Source organism: Paenibacillus sp. FW126-R14, assembly GCF_058789495.1.
In genome coordinates this window covers 18,109-35,289 of record NZ_JBYTBS010000053.1, presented here as the reverse complement: position 1 = coordinate 35,289, position 17,181 = coordinate 18,109, and the positions used below count along the sequence as shown (strand labels likewise).

Sequence of the window (17,181 nt, the reverse complement as noted above, 5' to 3'; positions counted from 1 at the left end):
TTCATGTCCGAAATGGAACATGCTAGTCGGTTTTTTTTTGTTGGGAAAAGGGAGCTTAATCCGGCGTTCATCCACATAGTCTGGGAGTAAGGGAGTCCTAAAGGAGGAGCGGAGATGCTGAAGCGGGAAGCTGGAACGGTGAGGAGCATTATTTCCGTCAGGGAGGGTTTGCAGGTTATAGGCGTTGTCATGAGCGGCAGCGGCGAAGAGAAGCGTGCCGTGCATTATACCGATACTTCCCCCGTGCTTCATCCCGGAGACCGGGTCGTTGTTAATGTAACCGCCGAAGAGCTTGGATTAGGCTCAGGAGGCTATCACATCGTGCTGCCTTCGCATTTGCATGATAGCGAGCATGCATTTGCAGGCCGGCAATCAAGCGGTCACGTGATGAAACTCAAATATACCCCGTTGCAGCGGAGTGTCATGGCTGTGGAAGAGGAGAGTGGCCTGTATCATTCTATTTTTCAAGAAGAGAAAAATTTGGCGGGCATGCCCGTTTTGCTTGGGGAATTGCATAGTATGCTGCCTGCGGCGGTGAGCTGGCTGCGGTATCGCGAGCAGCGGCGGAATCAACCGTCTAAGCCCTCAATGAATATGGCCTATATCATGACGGATGCCGGAGCGCTCCCGCTTGCTTGGAGTCAGCACGTCGCTCAACTGGAGGAGATGGGATGGCTTCAAAGCACCATTACTTACGGTCAGGCGTACGGTGGCCAACTGGAGGCTGTGAACAAGTTTAGCGCCTTAATCGCCGCTAAGCACGCGGCCGAAGCGGACCTCGCTCTAGTAACGATGGGGCCGGGGATTGTAGGCACAGGGACGCGGTATGGCTATTCCGGCATTGAAATCGGCGAGCTGGTCAATGCCGTATACGCGCTGGGAGGGATTCCGGTTGTGATCCCGCGCATTTCTTTTGCCGATCGGCGGTCCCGTCACCGGGGGATCAGCCATCATACGTTAACTGCGCTTGGGCTCGCCGCGAGATGCCCGGCTATTTTGCCTTTGCCGCAGTTGGCGGGAGAGGAACACGCCTTCATCGTGGAGCAGGCAAATACGCTGGAGCGCCATCAGATGATGCTGATGCCTGCGGTCTCGACGGAAGAGATAGCGGAAGCCTTTGCTTCCTTTCCGCAGCCGATTACCTCGATGGGAAGGGGATTATGGCAGGATCCTGCTTATTTCCAAGGAGTTTGTGCTGCTGTGGATTGTGCAATCCGGCTGCATACTCCATCAATGTGATATGCTGACCGCCTTGCTGCAGCATGAGCTTTAGCTGGCGTTTGATCTCCCATGCTTTGCCTACAAGGCGAATTTGACGATCTGTCACATAGCTCTTCATATCGATCTTCCTCTTTTCCGGTTAAAATTTGATATAATGATCGATATGCAAAAGCAGGACAAGTTATTCCATTTTGAAATTGCTGAGGTGCTCATATGTCCGTACACAAGAAATTCAAAGAGGTCACTGTCAAGTCGGAGTCCATTTTCAAAGGGAGAATTATTTCCCTGCAAGTAGATACCGTTACGCTGCCAAACGGGGAGACGGCAACAAGAGAAATTGTGAAACACCCGGGAGCGGTGGCAGTTATCCCTTTACTCGGGGATAAAATGATCGTCGTGGAACAGTACCGTAAGCCGCTGGAAAAAAGCCAGGTCGAGATTCCTGCAGGCAAGTTGGATCAAGGCGAAGAGCCTTTGAAAGCCGCATTGCGCGAGTTGGAGGAAGAGACGGGCTACCGGTCCGAGCATGTGAGGCTGGTCAGTTCTTTTTCAACGTCTCCTGGGTTTGCGGACGAAATTATCCATTTGTACATCGCCGAAAATTTGATCAGAGGGAATGCCCATCCGGATGAGGATGAGTTTCTGGAATGCGAAGCCATCACACTGGAGCAGGCGAAGCAGTACATGCGTGACGGGCGTATTAGCGATGCGAAAACCATTATGGCCGTCTATGCATGGCAGCTGTACCGGCTAACGGGCGAGATCTGAGATGAAGTCTTATTACGCAGACCTTCATATTCACATCGGGCGAACCGAAAGCGGCCAAGCTGTGAAGATTAGCGCCGCGAATAACCTTACTTTTTTCAATATTGCCCATGAAGCGGCAGTTCGAAAAGGGATGGAGATCATCGGCATTATCGATTGCCATTCCCCTTCCGTGCAGGAAGACATCATGACGTATTTGGACCGGGGGGAGATGGTGGAGCAGGCTGGCGGAGGCATTGGTTACCGGGATACGACCATTCTGCTGGGCAGCGAGATTGAAGTCAGGGATCCTGGGATGGGACCTGCGCATTTGCTGGCTTATATGCCGAATCTGGATACGATGCAGGGGTTTACGAAATGGATGAAGGGCCACATGAAAAATGTGGAGCTCAGCTCTCAGCGTATCTATGTGCCTGCGCGAGTGCTGCAGGAAGAGGTGCTTGGAAGAGGGGGCATCCTCATCCCAGCGCATATTTTCACGCCTCACAAAAGCGTGTACGGCAGCGCGTCAAGCAGGATGGAACATCTGCTGGACTTGGCTGGCATTTCTGCCGTTGAGCTCGGGCTGAGCGCCGATTCTGAAATGGCCGGCTTGATTTCCGAGCTCGATCCGTTTACGTTCGTGACCAATTCTGATGCCCATTCCCTGGGTAAAATTGGGCGTGAGTATAACGAGGTGCAGTTAGCTGCTCCAACTTACGAAGAGCTCGTAAAAGCGCTGCATCGCCAAGAAGGGCGGGGCATAGCGGCGAACTATGGGCTAAATCCCCGGCTAGGCAAGTACCACCGGACGTATTGTTCCTTGTGCGAAGCGGTTCTCGATGATGCGGCGGGCACGGTGGAGCGCTGCGCAGATTGCGGCAGCCATAAAATCGTCAGAGGCGTCATGGACCGGATCTTGGATTTGGCTGATCGTGAAGCGCCGTATTTGCCTTCCTACCGTCCGCCGTATCATTTTCAAGTGCCGCTGGAGTTTATCCCGGGTCTTGGCCCTAAGAAGCTGAATCAATTGCTGGAGCGCTTTGGTACGGAGATGAATGTGCTGCATCGCACATCGCAGGAAGAGCTTGCGCGCGAGGTGGGAGAAGAAATTGCAGCCTGTCTTGTCAGTGCGCGTGAAGGTACGCTTACTTTAGAGGTTGGAGGCGGCGGAAGATACGGCAAAGTGAAAAATCGTTCATAGTTTCAGGCTCTCGCTCATAAGCTTGTCTTTGTAGAGGTTATTTACAAGGAAGGAGCTGCGGGAGTGAATAGGAACCTAACGATGAAACAATATATGAAGGATAATTTGCCGCTATTTATATTCGTCTCCGTGCTCTTTCTCATTGGTGTTGTGTTCGGCGCCGTTATGGTAGGCGCGCTTTCCTTGGAACAAAAGCAAGAAATGACGAGGCATTTGGGCAATTTTTTTCAGGAAGTCAACGATGGCGCCGAGTTTGACGGCAGGCAGTCGTTCACGCAATCTTTTGGCATGCATATGAAATGGATTTTGCTGATCTGGCTGTTCGGACTGTCCGTAATCGGATTGCCTCTTATTCTGGTTCTTGATTTTCTCAAAGGCGTGCTGATCGGCTTTACCGTCGGTTATCTCGTTCAGCAGATGTCCTGGAAGGGCATGCTGTTCGCGCTCGTTTCTGTGGCGCCGCAAAATTTGATTGTCATTCCGGCGATTCTCTTATGCAGTGTGGCGGCGATATCATTTTCTATCTATATGATCAAAAATCGCTTCATGAGCCGGAATGGAAACATGTACCAGCCCTTTATGCGGTTTACAACATTGACTCTTGTCATGGCGGTCTTCCTGCTGGGCGCAGCGCTTTGGGAGGGATACATGTCGCAATTAATGATGAAATGGGTCACGCCGATGCTCGTTCCGCTCTATGGTTGACACGAATCAACATGTTTCTGTTTGACTTTGTCAGCAAGCTCCCCCTATAATGAAAAGAGTGGCTAAAATTGGGCTTGGATGCCCACCTTTCTGAGGGGGAGGCACATGGAAGCAAGGATTGAGAAGATTAAGCAGCAGTTGCAATCCCAAGGGTACAAGCTTACCCCCCAACGGGAAGCGACTGTGCGCGTACTCTTAGAAAATGAACAAGATCATTTAAGCGCCGAAGATGTGTTTATGCTTGTCAAAGACAAAGCTCCGGAGATCGGTCTGGCAACCGTCTACCGAACATTAGAGCTTCTTAGCGAGCTGCATGTCTTGGAGAAAATGAATTTTGGCGACGGTGTAGCTCGTTATGACTTGCGGGATGACAGCACGCGTCACCATCACCATCACTTAATCTGCGTTCAATGCGGGACCGTAGATGAAATTATGGAAGACTGGCTCGGACCTTTGGAAGAAAGGCTGGATCAGCATTTTCATTTTCAAGTATTAGATCATCGACTTGATTTTCAAGGTATATGCTATCGCTGCAGCGAACGAGGGAAACCGGACTCATTGGACAAATCCAAAATAACAGCGTCTGAATAGAGCTGTTTATACAAAGAAAATGCCTGTGCCACAGATTGTGCGTACAGGCATTTTTGCATTGTTTTCATATACTGGATAAGTAGAAAGAAGAATCTCCTTTCACATAATTGGACATGAAGCATGGGCACATTATGACTAACGTTCAAGAGAAAGAAGGTAGACGCGAATGACTCAGCAATCGATCGTGATCGGCGTCCCGAAGGAAATCAAAAATAACGAAAACCGCGTCGCCCTGACGCCTGGCGGAGCCAGTATGCTTCTCGCGGCCGGGCATCAAGTGCTGGTGGAAACCGGCGCCGGCACCGGCAGCGGATTCAGCGACGAGGACTACGCCAAGGAAGGCGTCGTTCTCATTCCGGAAGCGGCTGAAGTGTGGGCTCGCAGCGAAATGATCATGAAAGTGAAGGAACCGCTTCCGGCCGAGTACGGCTTTTTCCGTGAAGGGCAGCTGCTGTTCACCTATTTGCATTTGGCTGCGGCGGGCGATTTAACGGAGCATCTGCTTAGCAAGAAGGTAACGGGGATTGCCTACGAAACGATTCAGCTGCCAAGCGGATCGCTCCCGCTGCTCACGCCAATGAGCGAAGTTGCGGGCCGCATGTCGGTTCAGATCGGCGCGCACTTTCTGGAGAAGTTTTATGGCGGGCGCGGTATTTTGTTGGGCGGCGTTCCCGGCGTTCCACCTGCCAATGTGGTGATTCTCGGCGGCGGCATTGTAGGCACCAATGCGGCCAAAATGGCGCTTGGTCTCGGAGCCAATGTCGTTATTATCGAACGGAGCGCGGATCGGATGCGTGCTTTGGACGATATTTTCGGCGGCCGATTGAATACGTTGATGTCGAATCCTTTTAACATAGCAAGCGCCGCGGCGAAAGCGGATCTCTTGATCGGGGCTGTTCTGATCCCGGGAGCGCGAGCTCCTAGATTAGTGACGGAAGCGATGGTCAAAACGATGAAGCCAGGCGCCGTCATTGTTGATGTCGCGGTGGATCAAGGAGGCTCGATCGAAACGATCGACCGTGTAACCACGCACAGCAGCCCTACGTATGAGAAGCACGGTGTCGTGCATTATGCCGTAGCGAATATGCCGGGCGCGGTTCCCCGCACCTCGACGCTGGCTTTAACTAACGTAACGCTCCCCTATGCGCTGGAGCTGGCCAATAAAGGATTAACAGAAGCGATCGCAGCCAATTACGCTTTGCAATTGGGGGTAAATACGTACCAAGGCAGCGTTACGCATCCGGCGGTAGCAGAAGCGCTTGGACAGCCTTATGTGAAGTTGTCCGATCTGTCATAATATGTGCCTGAGTCTCATATCCTGTCCTAAAGAAAGGACAGAAATGGGGCTGGCCAATGATATTTTCCTATCGCAAGTTAATTGTGCGTTTACGTTTTATGCTGCTTTTCATGGCACTAACCGTTGTCTTATATCAAGTGATGTTAGTGCTTTCCGGCTGGATCGAGCCTGTGAACCGGTACCGCACGCCAACAGGCAACTCCGTGAAAGTGTTTGGCCAGCATGAGCGTTCCGCGCTCCCAGAGTCAGGCAAAATGAGCGACAGGCTGCGTTTATTTTATTGGTATGGCGAATAAAAGAGGAGTTCTCGTTTGCACCGTTGAATGCTAACAGATAGAAAGATGGCATGAGAACGAAGGGGTCTAATAGCATGATGACGGTTGATCTGCAATCCTTCATCCGGTTTTTATCGGTAGAACGCGGACTATCCAAGAATACACTGGAATCTTATACAAGAGACCTGCAGCAATTTATAGAATACTTGCAGCGCCAAGGCGTTACAACATGGAAGGAAACAAGCAAGTCCAACATCGCGGGGTTCTTGTCCCAGTTGAAATCGCTTGGCCGCGCCTCGGCAACCTTGTCCCGCAATCTGGTTTCAATAAGGGCTTTCTACCAGTATCTGGTGAAAGAGCGGCTGGTGGATTCAGATCCGTCTCTTTATGTTGAAGCGCCCAAGCTGGAACGAAAGCTGCCCAAAGTGCTTTCCGTTGAAGAGGTTGGCAAGCTGCTCGATGCCCCTGAATCCGAACTTGTAAGCGGCTCGCGGGATAAAGCGATGCTGGAGCTGCTGTATGCCACGGGAATCCGCGTCACCGAACTAATCTCCCTGAACGTAGCGGACGTTTATTTGCAGCTTGGCTTCATTCGCTGTTTAGGAAAAGGGAATAAAGAGCGCAACATACCGCTTAGTTCCATTGCCATCCGGTGTTTAACCGCCTATATCTATCATGATCGCAAGAAATTGCTGAAAAAGTCGGCGGAAGAAGAAGCCTTATTCATCGGACATTTGGGAACGAGGATGACGAGACAGGGCTTTTGGAAAATTTTAAAAAGATATGCCGCTGAGCTGAATATTGCAAGCGAGATTACTCCACATGCCTTACGACACTCTTTTGCCGCCCATTTGATTGAAAATGGCGCCGATTTGAGATCCGTGCAGGAAATGTTGGGGCATTCCGATATTTCATCCACCCAGATGTATGTGCAAGTTACCAAGCTCAAAATGAAGGATGTTTACGATCGCGCTCATCCGAGAGCGAATATGTAAAGGATGACAGCGGCATTTTCCAATAGGAGAAGCTGCTGTTTTGCATTCATAGTGCAGAAATGCGATAATCAGGGGTGGAAACACCTAGAAACAATTTGGGGGGACAATCGTGCGCTTTGAACGAATAGGTTTAATCGTATTGGATAGTGTAGGCATCGGCGAATTACCGGATGCGAAGGATTTTGGCGACACAGGCAGCCACACGCTTGGACATATTGCTGAGCGGGTTAGCGGATTCTCGCTGCCTAACTTGCAGCGTATGGGTCTGGGAGGCATAGCAGAGATACAAGGAATCCCAGCAGCTGAGGCGCCGGAAGCTTATTATGGCAAAATGGCCGAAGTATCGGTTGGGAAAGATACGATGACAGGGCACTGGGAATTGATGGGTCTTCGCATTTCTACGCCATTTAACGTATATCCGGATGGATTTCCGGAAGCACTGATTTCGCAATTCGAGCAGGAAACAGGACGCAAGGTTATTGGCAATAAACCGGCCTCCGGAACAGAAATCTTGGACGAGCTCGGCGAAGAGCAGATGAAAACAGGCGCTTGGATTGTTTACACATCTGCCGACAGCGTGTTCCAATTAGCGGCGCATGAAGATGTAATTCCGCTGGAAGAGCTGTACCGCGCTTGTGAAATTGCGAGACGTTTGACTCAGGGCGAATTTGCCGTCGGCCGCGTCATTGCTAGACCTTACATTGGCGAGCCGGGCGCATTCAAACGCACGCCGAACCGTCATGATTATGCCGTGAAGCCGCCGGCTCCGACTGTGATGAATCATTTGAAAGACGCCGGATTCGATGTGATCGCGATCGGCAAAATCAACGATATCTTTGATGGCGAAGGCGTTACGAAAGCTACTTCAACGAAAAGCAATTTAGACGGCATTCACAAAACCATTGAGGTGCTTGGCGAGCCGTTCAAAGGGCTGGCTTTTACGAACCTCGTGGATTTTGACTCTCTATACGGCCATCGCCGGGACCCTGAGGGCTACGGCCGCGCGCTGGAGGAGTTCGACAGCTTTGTGCCGCAGCTTAAAGAGAAGCTTGGACCGAAAGATCTGCTGATCCTGACAGCGGACCATGGCAATGACCCCGTACATCCGGGAACGGATCATACGCGCGAGTACGTGCCCATTTTATTGTACAGCCCGAGCTTTGAGAAGCCTGTTTCCTTGGGCATCCGCAGCACGTTCGCCGATCTTGGGGCTACGATTGCCGATAATTTCGGTGTGAAGCCTACCGAGCAAGGGGAAAGCTTCTTGCATCTTTTGAAATAAACAGGACGGAAGCCATTAAGCATAGGAGGAATTCAAATGTCAGAAACATCCATGATTCAAAAAATTCAAGAGGCGGCAGCCTTTATTTCGAAGGAAACAAACATCAAACCGCAAATCGGACTCATTCTAGGTTCGGGTCTTGGTGTTCTTGCTGATCTTATCGAGCAGCCGATCGTCGTCGATTATTCGCGCATTCCGCATTTTCCGGTGTCGACGGTAGAAGGACATGCCGGAGAGCTGGTTGTCGGTACGATTAAAGGCAAACAGGTTTTGGTTATGAAAGGCCGCTTCCATGCTTATGAAGGCTATGGCGCTGAAACCGTTTCTTTCCCGGTACGTGTGATGAAAGAATTGGGTGTAGAAACGTTAATCGTGACAAACGCTGCGGGCGGAATTAACGAGTCCTATCAAGTCGGCGATTTGATGGTAATCAGCGATCATTTGAATTTGACGTACCGCAATCCGCTGATCGGACCGAACGACGCTGCGCTGGGCGTGCGCTTCCCGGACATGTCGGAAGCATACAGCAAACGTCTGCGCAAATTGGCGCACGAGGTGGCGGCTTCCCAAGATTTCAAACTGCAAGAAGGCGTTTATGTCGGTCTGCTCGGACCTAACTATGAAACTCCTGCAGAGATTCGCATGTTCCGTACATTAGGCGGAGACTCCGTCGGTATGTCCACGGTGCCTGAGGTTATCGTTGCCCGTCACGCGGGAATTGAAGTGCTGGGCTTCTCCTGTATTTCCAATATGGCATCTGGTATTTTGGATCAGCCGCTGTCCCATGCTGAAGTGATGGAGACGACAGAGCAAGTAAAACCAAAGTTTTTGAAGTTAGTCCTGGGCATTATTGAGGCTATTTAATTAGAAGAGGAGATCACCATGGAAATGACTTACATAGAGAAAATTAATGAAGCAGCAGCGTTTATTAAGCAAAAACTAGGCAATGCCGCGCCGGCTATCGGCCTAGTATTGGGCTCGGGTCTTGGCGATATGGCGAATCAAGTGGAAAATCCGGTTGCGATTGATTACAGCGATGTGCCGCATTTCCCGGTTTCCACAGTGGAAGGGCACGAAGGCCGCTTCGTTGCTGGTACATTGGAAGGCAAGCAAGTCATCGTAATGCAAGGACGTTTTCATTATTACGAAGGCTATGATATGAAAAAGGTCGTATTCCCTGTCTATGTCATGAAAGCACTCGGCGTTCAAACCGTCGTGATGACGAACGCGGCAGGCGGTATGAATCGCGGTTTTAAAGCCGGCGATCTCATGGTCATTAGCGACCATCTCAACATGACGGGCGATAACCCGCTGATCGGACCTAACCACAGTGAGCTGGGCGTTCGTTTCCCGGATATGTCCGAAGCGTACAACCGCGAATACCGGGCGCTTGCACATAAGCTAGCTGAATCGGTAGCAGGAGAGGACGGCGTGCCGCTGAAGCTGCAGGAAGGCGTTTATGCGGGCATTTCAGGACCTACGTACTGTACGCCGGCTGAATTGATGATGCTTGCACGCATTGGCGGAGATGCAATTGGCATGTCGACGGTAGGCGAAGTCATCGCAGCGCGTCATGCCGGCATGAAGGTGCTGGGAATCTCCTGCATTACAGATATGGCGGTCGGCGAGGAGCTGGAGCCGCTCACGCATGAGCAGGTAGTGGCGGTTGCGAACCGGACGAAGCCGAAGTTTATCGCTTTGGTCAAAGCCTTTGTACGCGAAGTGCAATTGGGATAGAAGCTAAGTTGCCAAATTCGTGACAGACGGTATAGTGTGTAATTTGCGGTATGATGGGAAATAGTAAGAAGAATATCCCCCGGTAAGGGGGATGTTTTTACGAAGGGGCATTCACAATTCCGTCACAAAATATTCAAAGATTTGCCACTAAACCTGTATGGGATTGTCTCGCGATGTTAGGTAGAATAGATGAAGTGAACACATTATGAGGGGGATATGCATGCAAAAGTGGATTTTCTTTGTGTTATTTATACTTGCGGGCGCATTGGGGCTGGGAGTCCTCTTTCAAGATATCTCTGAACGCCAAGACGCGAAAGCAGCAGAGGCAGCCGGCAGCAAGATGCAACAGCTTAAGATTGCCGCATCTAACTGGCAATTTGATTCAACTGACTACACGATCAAAAAGGGTGAGCCTACGAAAGTTTCCTTGTCTTTGAAAGAGGGCGTACACGCTATCGAAATCAAAGGACTGGATATCAAGTTGGACAAAGAAAACCCATCCAAAGAAATTACGTTCGACAAGCCTGGCGAATATGAGATTGATTGCATACTTCCATGCGGCGAAGGCCATGCTAAGATGAAAGCGAAATTAGTAGTTCAATAAACGGAATAATAGTTCTAAGGGGGCTCTGGCAGCTCCCTTTTTTCGATTTGTATCTTGATAAAAATGCTTGGGAGGAACCTGCAATGAGAATGGTAGATCTAATACATAAGAAACGGTCCAATGAAGTGTTAACTGAGCAAGAGATCAACTTTATCGTAAATGGCTACACGAAAGGTGATATTCCGGACTATCAAATGTCATCGCTGTTAATGGCTATTTTCTTCAATGGCATGACAAGCGAGGAAATTTCCGCGCTTACGATGGCAATGGCAGGATCAGGAGAAATGATCGATTTGTCGGAGATTTCCGGCATCAAAGTAGATAAGCACTCCACGGGCGGGGTAGGCGACAAAATTAGTCTGATTGTTGGGCCGATCGTCGCCTCCCTAGGCGTTCCTGTTGCGAAGATGTCAGGCAGGGGCCTCGGCCATACGGGCGGAACGGTAGATAAGCTGGAATCCATTCCGGGCTTTCAGATCGAGTTGTCCAAAGAAGATTTTATCACCGCTGTGAACACGAATAAAATCGCGATCGTCGGCCAGAGCGGCAACTTGGCTCCGGCGGATAAGAAGATGTACGCCCTCAGGGATGTAACCGCAACGGTTGATTCTATTCCGCTCATTGCCAGCTCCATTATGAGCAAGAAAATTGCGTCCGGCGCCGATGCGATCGTCCTGGATGTGAAGATCGGTTCAGGCGCATTCATGAAAACCGTGGAGGACGCGAGAGTGCTTGCCCGCACGATGGTCGATATCGGCGTCAAATTGAACCGCAACACGATTGCGATGATCACGGATATGGAGCAGCCGCTCGGACGCGAAATCGGCAATGCGAACGAAATCCGCGAATCCATCGAAGTGCTGCGCGGCACCGGCGACAAGGAGCTGACGGAAGTCGCGATTTCGGTAGCGGCTTATATGTCGCTCCTCGGTAAAGTTTTTGATAGCTTTGACAAGGCGCAGGAAGCTGTTCGCGACATTGTGATGACAGGGAAGGCGCTGGACACGTTCAAACGCTTTGTGGCGAGTCAGGGCGGCGATCCGAATGTGGTGGATCAGCCGGAACTGCTGCCGACCGCTGCGTATCATTACGAGGTGCCGGCGGAGCGGGATGGCTATGTCAATCAGATTGACGCGGAACAAATCGGGATTGCCGCCATGCTGCTCGGAGCGGGACGCGCCAAGAAGGAAGATCAGATCGACTATGCGGTAGGACTGACGCTGAATAAGAAAATCGGAGACGCTGTCAAAGCCGGCGAATCCATCTGCACGATTCATGCGAATCGGGAGAATGTAGCGGAAGTTACCGCCATGATCCAAGGGGCTTATCGGATTGAGTCCGGCAAACCGGCTCCGGTGCAATTGATCTATGATGTGATTGTTTAGATATACGCTTGATTAAAATGGGGCTATCTCTCAGGTCATTCAGACCTTTGGGATAGCTTTTTTTGCGCATGCGCGCGGGCGCAGCGGAATATGCCGCGCGAGAAGGCGCAAAAGTCCCTCTCGGAAGCCGAGAGGGGCTGAAATGGCAGTGAGACGTCTGAAAAGGACGTCTCGTGGGTGAAAAGCCGGCCGCGCAGCGGGATTAAAGTGGAAAGCTTTTGACATTAAGGAGATTTGACTTTCAGCGTTAAGCTGCCACACCAGAGTCTGCATTTATTGTTTATGCTTTATTTCCTTGCTTTGGAATATTTTGAAGGAAAATCGTCAACACTGATTAGCAGTCATTCAAGCTGCAAGCATCTGGATTTCACTTCATATCTCACAGGAGGGGTACAATGGCTATTAGAAAAAAAGGGCTATTCAGTTTAATCTGTTTACAGTTATGTGCGATGCTGATCTTACCGGCAGCTTATGCGGAAGAGAAGAAAGCGCCGTTGGTGGATTTAACGCCGAACGCGCAGTCTGCGGTTTTGATGGATGCGGATACGGGCACGGTCATCGCTGAAAAAAACAAGGATACGAAGCTCCCGCCAGCTAGTATTACGAAGATTATGACGATGCTGCTGATCATGGAAGCGATTGACAAAGGCAATATTAAAATGGATGAGAAAGTTCGTGTCAGCGAGTACGCGGCCTCCATGGGCGGTTCGCAAATTTTTCTGGAGCCGGGCGAAGAAATGACGGTTCAAGAAATGCTGAAGGGCATTGCAATGGCTTCGGGCAACGACGCTTCCGTGGCCATGGCGGAGAAAATTGCAGGATCCGAAGAAAATTTTGTGCAAATGATGAACGAGCGCGCGCAGCAGTTAGGAATGAAAAATACACATTTTTCAAACTGTAACGGACTGCCAGTCGCTAATCACTATACAACAGCAAACGATATTGCTGTCATGTCCAGAGAACTGCTTAAACATGAAGAGATTACGAAATTTACAGGCGTTTATCAGGACTATCTGCGAAAAGATTCGCCTAAACCGTTCTGGCTGGTGAATACGAACAAGCTAGTGCGTTTCTACAGCGGCGCAGATGGCCTCAAAACGGGATATACAAGCGAAGCGAAGTTCTGTTTATCGGCAACGGCCAAACGGGACAATTTGCGTGTCGTGGCCGTGGTGCTCGGAGAGCCGAACACCAAAACGCGGAACGCTGAGGTTACGAAGCTGTTTGACTACGCTTTCGCCCAATATATGAACTATCCTTTATTCAAATCAGGCGACAGCCTCGGAAATTTCACGGTAAATAAGGGGCAGGTTTCGACAGTTCCGTTAGTTGCGAAGCAAAATTACAGCATTTTGATGAAAAAGGGAACGGCTACGGATAACATTCGACATGAGCTGCAGCTGGATACCAACTTGCGAGCGCCAATTACGTTGGGGCAGCCGATCGGCAAAATTGTTGTTTACAGCGGCGATACCGTGCTTAGCGAGTACCCGCTGGAGTCCCCGGTTGCCGTAGAAAAAGCATCGTGGTGGATGCTTTTCAAACGGACAACGTCACACATGTTCCATACGGATTAAGGGTGAGATTCCGCGAATAATCACACTTTTCTTCTAGTTTTAGCGGTTTTCTTCTAGTTTTGTCGGGGGGCAGGAGTTCCCAACTCAGTTGTAGAAACATAAGTCTCATGACTTACAATAGGGATCTTTGAGTATAAAAGCTCAAGATCTCTCAGCTGAGGGGAGTGAACAGGTTGAGCCTGCAAATTGAATTCGAGCAAGGCCGAAGAGCGCTGATTGTTAGATTGAAAGGCGAGCTGGATCACCATACTGCCGATGTTGTGAAGGCAAGGATGGAGGAAGCGATTGCCAAAGAGCATACGCAACACCTGATCCTGAGTTTGAAGGATCTTACTTTCATGGACAGCTCAGGTCTAGGCGTTATTCTCGGTCGCTATAAGCAAATAACGAGCAAAGGCGGCAAGATGGTCGTTTGTGACGTTTCACCTGCAGTCTACCGCTTGTTTGAGCTTTCCGGCATGTTCAAAATCGTATCGATACAGGATAACGAGCGTAATGCAATGTCCAGTCTGGAGGTTGCACTATGAGCGAGCCGAACTTTATGAAGCTGCAGTTTGCCAGTCGTTCCGAGAATGAAGCCTTTGCGCGTGTGGCTGTTGCTGCTTTCGTATCGCAATTGGATCCGACTTTGAATGAATTAACCGATATCAAAACGGTTGTATCCGAAGCTGTGACGAATTCGATTATTCATGGTTACAACAATAAACCGGATGGTGTAATTACCATTACAACGAAAATTGATGATGACGTGGTCCGTATTACGATTGAGGACGAGGGTTCAGGCATTGATGATTTGGAACAAGCGAAACAGCCTCTCTACACATCCAAGCCGGAACTTGAACGCTCCGGAATGGGATTCACGATTATGGAAAATTTCATGGACGAAGTGGAAGTTGTGACGGCCGTCGGAATCGGAACCAAAATAAACATGTTGAAGCGAATAGAATCTAAAAAAGCTTTATACAATTAGGGGTTTGATCTATGGATGTCGATCTGAAGCATGCTTCTCACAGTTATTTAGACGATTCGGAAGTCAAACGGTTAATCGCCCTCAGCCAATCCGGAGATGGACTCGCCAGAGAAACACTCGTCAGCTGCAATATCCGCTTGGTCTGGTCTGTGGTTCAACGTTTTTTGAACCGGGGATACGAAGCCGAAGATTTATTCCAGATCGGTTGCATCGGATTGCTGAAATCCGTTGACAAATTCGATCTGTCCTATGATGTGAAGTTTTCAACCTATGCGGTGCCGATGATTATCGGCGAGATCCAGCGCTTCCTTCGGGATGACGGAACACTCAAAGTTAGCCGTTCGCTCAAAGAACTGGCCAATAAGATTCGCAAGACGAAGGACGAGTTATCCAAACGGCTTGGCAGGCTTCCTACGATTAAAGAGGTGGCAGAAGAGCTTATGATCACGGCGGAGGAAGTTGTTTTCGCGCAAGAAGCCAATAAGCCGCTTTCATCGATTCACGAGACCGTATTCGAGAATGACGGAGACCCGATCACGTTGATGGATCAAATCTCCGATGAGACCGGTGAGAAATGGTTCGAGAAGCTCGCGCTTAACGAGGCCATCGGAACGCTTTCCGAGCGAGAACGACTTATTGTGTACCTCCGCTACTTCCGGGATCAAACACAGTCTGAGGTAGCCAGCAGGCTGGGCATTTCCCAAGTTCAAGTATCGCGGTTGGAAAAGAAGATTTTACAATCGATTAAAGATCAGATTGCCCAATAACCGAACGATCCCAAAGTAGCCGCTCTCCATTCGGAGGGCGGTTGTTTATTTCTTTGAAAATTCATAGGTAAGAGTTATGTGCAAAAAGTACTGCGAAATTCCATGCGGAAATGTTTGAAAAGGGCACAGACAATGAATGATTGCTACGGAGGAGCGTGTAGCCAGTTGAGTGACAAGTAGATATTAATCGCAATCGAGAAATTAAAAAGCACTGTAAAGAAAGGATTGTAATAATATGAATGAACTTTTTGTTTCGTTTCCTAAGTTATCAAATAGAATCATGGTTCATGAGAAACTGCTTTTAGACACAATGTAGGAAAAAGGATTTCTGAAATATTGTGAAACATATGGGCTGAAAAAGAAACCTGCGATCTTACTATTCTGAGGATCGAAGTGGCAACATTGTAAGTCTGCGATGGTGTTGGAATACTTAATGGATTGTCGAACTGATATATACAGATAGTTCAATATTGCCAAAGAAGCATCCGAAGCGAACATATAGTCATTCAAGAGCAGGGAAGTACATCTTTGATGATGTTGGAATAAACGTTATTGATATGAAGGAGAGGGATAAATAGAAGTTACGTAGTCAATTAATGATACTCACAATATTGAACGTTTATTCTTGAGAACTATAATTCTCTTTTTATCCACAATTTTTAAGTTCATGGTAAAATATAGGATAAGGAGAGTTGATATGAGCGGAACTGATACTATTTATCGCAAGAGGTTTAATGATTATTATGTTGTTGTTCAATGATGGTAAGTTAGGCGTTTTAGTTTTTCCTCATAACTCAAGCACTGGACAATTAGTTGAATCCGCTTTGACTGAAGACCACGCATTAAAGGGAGCCGAGAAACTTTATATTTTCTATGATATTGCTATAAGCAAAGGATATCGTTTAGACAATGGATACTTCAGAAATGCAAAAGGTCATGATGTTCACAGTTCATAACTTTGGATGTTTAAATAAAACAATTCTTTTACAAGGAGTGAAGCCGTGACAACACTATCTAAGGCAATTATCATTGCAACTCAAGCACATGAAGGTCAGTTTGACAAAGGTGGCCAACCCTACATACTTCATCCATTAAGATTAATGTTGAAAGCGGTGGATAATGAATCCAAAATTGTAGCGGTTTTACATGATGTAGTTGAAGATAACAATATTACGATTGATAAATTGCGTGAAGAAGGTTTTTCAGAATACGTACTTTCAGCACTAGATTGTCTCACTAGGAGAAGACAAGAATCGTACGATGAGTTTCTTCAGCGAATCAAACCAAACCCACTTGCAAGGTACGTGAAGCTTTTGGATCTTGAAGATAATAGAGATGTTAAACGCATAAAGAATTTGACGGAAAAGGATTTTGAGCGATTGAAAAAGTACGAGAAGGGGGTTCAATTTTTGCTGTCCAGGAGCGATTAAACGGGTCGTTAATAGGGATGCAATAGAGGATGTTGAATAAAATTAGGTTTCAGTTTGAAAACATTAACAGACCACTGCCTTCTAATAATTTAATAACAAAACGTACGATAACCGAACATGAAAAAGAGCCGCTATTTACCCATCGATCTGCTGGGTATGGCGGCTTTCTTTATTGTCCTGCGCAGCTATCTCGCCGAATATCGGGTGTCGGAGTAGAATCTAACGCAGTAAACCCCGCATAAGCCGACAATCGTATAGATGATACGACTTAAAACCGAAGATTCCCGATGGGAATCCCCGCCCAGTAAAGCTGAAACTAAATCCCATTCGAAGAGCCCAACTAAAAGCCAATTCAGCGCACCAATAATAACTAGTGTTAACGCCAGTTTTGCCATGT

Annotated in this window: 20 protein-coding genes and 1 pseudogene; 19 read left to right on the top strand and 2 right to left on the bottom strand. The window is 48.7% G+C overall.

Annotated features, from left to right (window positions below; translation table 11 throughout):
• The first annotated feature begins 114 nt into the window (after positions 1-114).
• On the top strand, positions 115-1,239 hold the full coding sequence (locus AC3WRW_RS26025; RefSeq protein WP_492549139.1) for a DUF3866 family protein: 1,125 nt from the start codon (positions 115-117) through the stop codon (positions 1,237-1,239).
• Positions 1,240-1,270: 31 nt separating this feature from the next.
• Here the strand turns inward: AC3WRW_RS26025 and mciZ are convergent.
• Positions 1,271-1,339: pseudogene (mciZ, locus tag AC3WRW_RS26020) on the bottom strand (Z-ring formation inhibitor MciZ); the annotation flags it as partial.
• Between the two features lie 95 nt (positions 1,340-1,434).
• On the opposite strand from mciZ, the gene AC3WRW_RS26015 reads away from it, so the two are divergent.
• The 18 genes from AC3WRW_RS26015 to AC3WRW_RS25930 all read left to right on the top strand — a co-directional run bounded on the left by AC3WRW_RS26015 (position 1,435) and on the right by AC3WRW_RS25930 (position 16,784).
• Positions 1,435-1,989 (top strand): NUDIX hydrolase, encoded by a 555-nt coding sequence (locus tag AC3WRW_RS26015; RefSeq protein WP_492549138.1) that lies wholly within the window; start codon positions 1,435-1,437, stop codon positions 1,987-1,989.
• A gap of 1 nt (position 1,990) precedes the next feature.
• Complete coding sequence (locus AC3WRW_RS26010; RefSeq protein ID WP_492549137.1) at positions 1,991-3,169, top strand: endonuclease Q family protein; 1,179 nt, start codon at positions 1,991-1,993, stop codon at positions 3,167-3,169.
• Positions 3,170-3,232: 63 nt separating this feature from the next.
• Positions 3,233-3,874, top strand: coding sequence for a stage II sporulation protein M (gene spoIIM, locus AC3WRW_RS26005; protein WP_492549136.1), 642 nt, complete (start codon positions 3,233-3,235; stop codon positions 3,872-3,874).
• A gap of 105 nt (positions 3,875-3,979) precedes the next feature.
• Positions 3,980-4,465 (top strand): ferric iron uptake transcriptional regulator, encoded by a 486-nt coding sequence (fur, locus tag AC3WRW_RS26000; RefSeq protein ID WP_492549135.1) that lies wholly within the window; start codon positions 3,980-3,982, stop codon positions 4,463-4,465.
• A gap of 181 nt (positions 4,466-4,646) precedes the next feature.
• Complete coding sequence (ald, locus tag AC3WRW_RS25995; RefSeq protein ID WP_492549162.1) at positions 4,647-5,762, top strand: alanine dehydrogenase; 1,116 nt, start codon at positions 4,647-4,649, stop codon at positions 5,760-5,762.
• A gap of 56 nt (positions 5,763-5,818) precedes the next feature.
• The gene (locus AC3WRW_RS25990; RefSeq protein WP_492549134.1) at positions 5,819-6,058 is read left to right on the top strand and encodes a DUF4227 family protein; all 240 of its coding nucleotides are present in this window, start codon (positions 5,819-5,821) and stop codon (positions 6,056-6,058) included.
• Between the two features lie 77 nt (positions 6,059-6,135).
• A complete protein-coding gene (xerD, locus tag AC3WRW_RS25985) occupies positions 6,136-7,032 on the top strand; it encodes a site-specific tyrosine recombinase XerD (RefSeq protein WP_492549161.1) in 897 nt (298 codons plus the stop codon).
• A gap of 109 nt (positions 7,033-7,141) precedes the next feature.
• Positions 7,142-8,314 carry a phosphopentomutase gene (gene deoB / locus AC3WRW_RS25980; protein WP_492549133.1) on the top strand — a complete coding sequence of 391 codons (1,173 nt, stop codon included), beginning with the start codon at positions 7,142-7,144 and terminating at the stop codon, positions 8,312-8,314.
• A gap of 36 nt (positions 8,315-8,350) precedes the next feature.
• Complete coding sequence (locus AC3WRW_RS25975) at positions 8,351-9,178, top strand: purine-nucleoside phosphorylase (RefSeq protein WP_492549132.1); 828 nt, start codon at positions 8,351-8,353, stop codon at positions 9,176-9,178.
• An 18-nt stretch (positions 9,179-9,196) separates the two neighbouring features.
• On the top strand, positions 9,197-10,051 hold the full coding sequence (locus AC3WRW_RS25970) for a purine-nucleoside phosphorylase (protein WP_492549131.1): 855 nt from the start codon (positions 9,197-9,199) through the stop codon (positions 10,049-10,051).
• A gap of 220 nt (positions 10,052-10,271) precedes the next feature.
• Positions 10,272-10,655 carry a cupredoxin domain-containing protein gene (locus AC3WRW_RS25965; protein WP_171682145.1) on the top strand — a complete coding sequence of 128 codons (384 nt, stop codon included), beginning with the start codon at positions 10,272-10,274 and terminating at the stop codon, positions 10,653-10,655.
• A gap of 83 nt (positions 10,656-10,738) precedes the next feature.
• Positions 10,739-12,040: a pyrimidine-nucleoside phosphorylase gene (locus tag AC3WRW_RS25960; RefSeq protein WP_492549130.1), complete on the top strand. Its 1,302-nt coding sequence runs from the start codon at positions 10,739-10,741 to the stop codon at positions 12,038-12,040.
• A 401-nt stretch (positions 12,041-12,441) separates the two neighbouring features.
• A complete protein-coding gene (locus AC3WRW_RS25955; RefSeq protein WP_492549160.1) occupies positions 12,442-13,617 on the top strand; it encodes a D-alanyl-D-alanine carboxypeptidase family protein in 1,176 nt (391 codons plus the stop codon).
• Positions 13,618-13,790: 173 nt separating this feature from the next.
• Positions 13,791-14,144, top strand: a complete 354-nt coding sequence (gene spoIIAA, locus AC3WRW_RS25950) for an anti-sigma F factor antagonist (protein ID WP_492549129.1) — start codon at positions 13,791-13,793, stop codon at positions 14,142-14,144.
• Complete coding sequence (gene spoIIAB / locus AC3WRW_RS25945) at positions 14,141-14,587, top strand: anti-sigma F factor (protein WP_492549128.1); 447 nt, start codon at positions 14,141-14,143, stop codon at positions 14,585-14,587. The genes spoIIAA and spoIIAB overlap by 4 nt, the downstream gene beginning before the upstream one ends.
• 11 nt (positions 14,588-14,598) lie before the next feature.
• Positions 14,599-15,354 (top strand): RNA polymerase sporulation sigma factor SigF, encoded by a 756-nt coding sequence (sigF, locus tag AC3WRW_RS25940; protein ID WP_126141164.1) that lies wholly within the window; start codon positions 14,599-14,601, stop codon positions 15,352-15,354.
• Between the two features lie 734 nt (positions 15,355-16,088).
• A complete protein-coding gene (locus AC3WRW_RS25935; RefSeq protein WP_492549127.1) occupies positions 16,089-16,310 on the top strand; it encodes a hypothetical protein in 222 nt (73 codons plus the stop codon).
• Between the two features lie 45 nt (positions 16,311-16,355).
• The gene (locus AC3WRW_RS25930; RefSeq protein ID WP_492549126.1) at positions 16,356-16,784 is read left to right on the top strand and encodes a GTP pyrophosphokinase; all 429 of its coding nucleotides are present in this window, start codon (positions 16,356-16,358) and stop codon (positions 16,782-16,784) included.
• Positions 16,785-16,969: 185 nt separating this feature from the next.
• Here AC3WRW_RS25930 and AC3WRW_RS25925 read toward each other — a convergent pair whose 3' ends face one another.
• Positions 16,970-17,179 carry a DUF378 domain-containing protein gene (locus tag AC3WRW_RS25925; protein ID WP_171682139.1) on the bottom strand — a complete coding sequence of 70 codons (210 nt, stop codon included), beginning with the start codon at positions 17,177-17,179 and terminating at the stop codon, positions 16,970-16,972.
• Between the last annotated feature and the right edge of the window lie 2 nt (positions 17,180-17,181).

Excerpts from the sequence above, each read along its gene's own strand:
- AC3WRW_RS26025 (WP_492549139.1), top strand. The coding sequence starts at position 115 with ATGCTGAAGCGGGAAGCTGGAACGGTGAGGAGCATTATTTCCGTCAGG.
- AC3WRW_RS26015 (WP_492549138.1), top strand. The coding sequence starts at position 1,435 with ATGTCCGTACACAAGAAATTCAAAGAGGTCACTGTCAAGTCGGAGTCC.
- AC3WRW_RS26010 (WP_492549137.1), top strand. The coding sequence starts at position 1,991 with ATGAAGTCTTATTACGCAGACCTTCATATTCACATCGGGCGAACCGAA.
- fur (WP_492549135.1), top strand. The coding sequence starts at position 3,980 with ATGGAAGCAAGGATTGAGAAGATTAAGCAGCAGTTGCAATCCCAAGGG.
- AC3WRW_RS25990 (WP_492549134.1), top strand. The coding sequence starts at position 5,819 with ATGATATTTTCCTATCGCAAGTTAATTGTGCGTTTACGTTTTATGCTG.
- xerD (WP_492549161.1), top strand. The coding sequence starts at position 6,136 with ATGACGGTTGATCTGCAATCCTTCATCCGGTTTTTATCGGTAGAACGC.
- AC3WRW_RS25975 (WP_492549132.1), top strand. The coding sequence starts at position 8,351 with ATGTCAGAAACATCCATGATTCAAAAAATTCAAGAGGCGGCAGCCTTT.
- AC3WRW_RS25970 (WP_492549131.1), top strand. The coding sequence starts at position 9,197 with ATGGAAATGACTTACATAGAGAAAATTAATGAAGCAGCAGCGTTTATT.
- AC3WRW_RS25965 (WP_171682145.1), top strand. The coding sequence starts at position 10,272 with ATGCAAAAGTGGATTTTCTTTGTGTTATTTATACTTGCGGGCGCATTG.
- AC3WRW_RS25960 (WP_492549130.1), top strand. The coding sequence starts at position 10,739 with ATGAGAATGGTAGATCTAATACATAAGAAACGGTCCAATGAAGTGTTA.
- spoIIAB (WP_492549128.1), top strand. The coding sequence starts at position 14,141 with ATGAGCGAGCCGAACTTTATGAAGCTGCAGTTTGCCAGTCGTTCCGAG.
- sigF (WP_126141164.1), top strand. The coding sequence starts at position 14,599 with ATGGATGTCGATCTGAAGCATGCTTCTCACAGTTATTTAGACGATTCG.
- AC3WRW_RS25935 (WP_492549127.1), top strand. The coding sequence starts at position 16,089 with ATGATTATTATGTTGTTGTTCAATGATGGTAAGTTAGGCGTTTTAGTT.
- AC3WRW_RS25925 (WP_171682139.1), bottom strand. The coding sequence starts at position 17,179 with ATGGCAAAACTGGCGTTAACACTAGTTATTATTGGTGCGCTGAATTGG.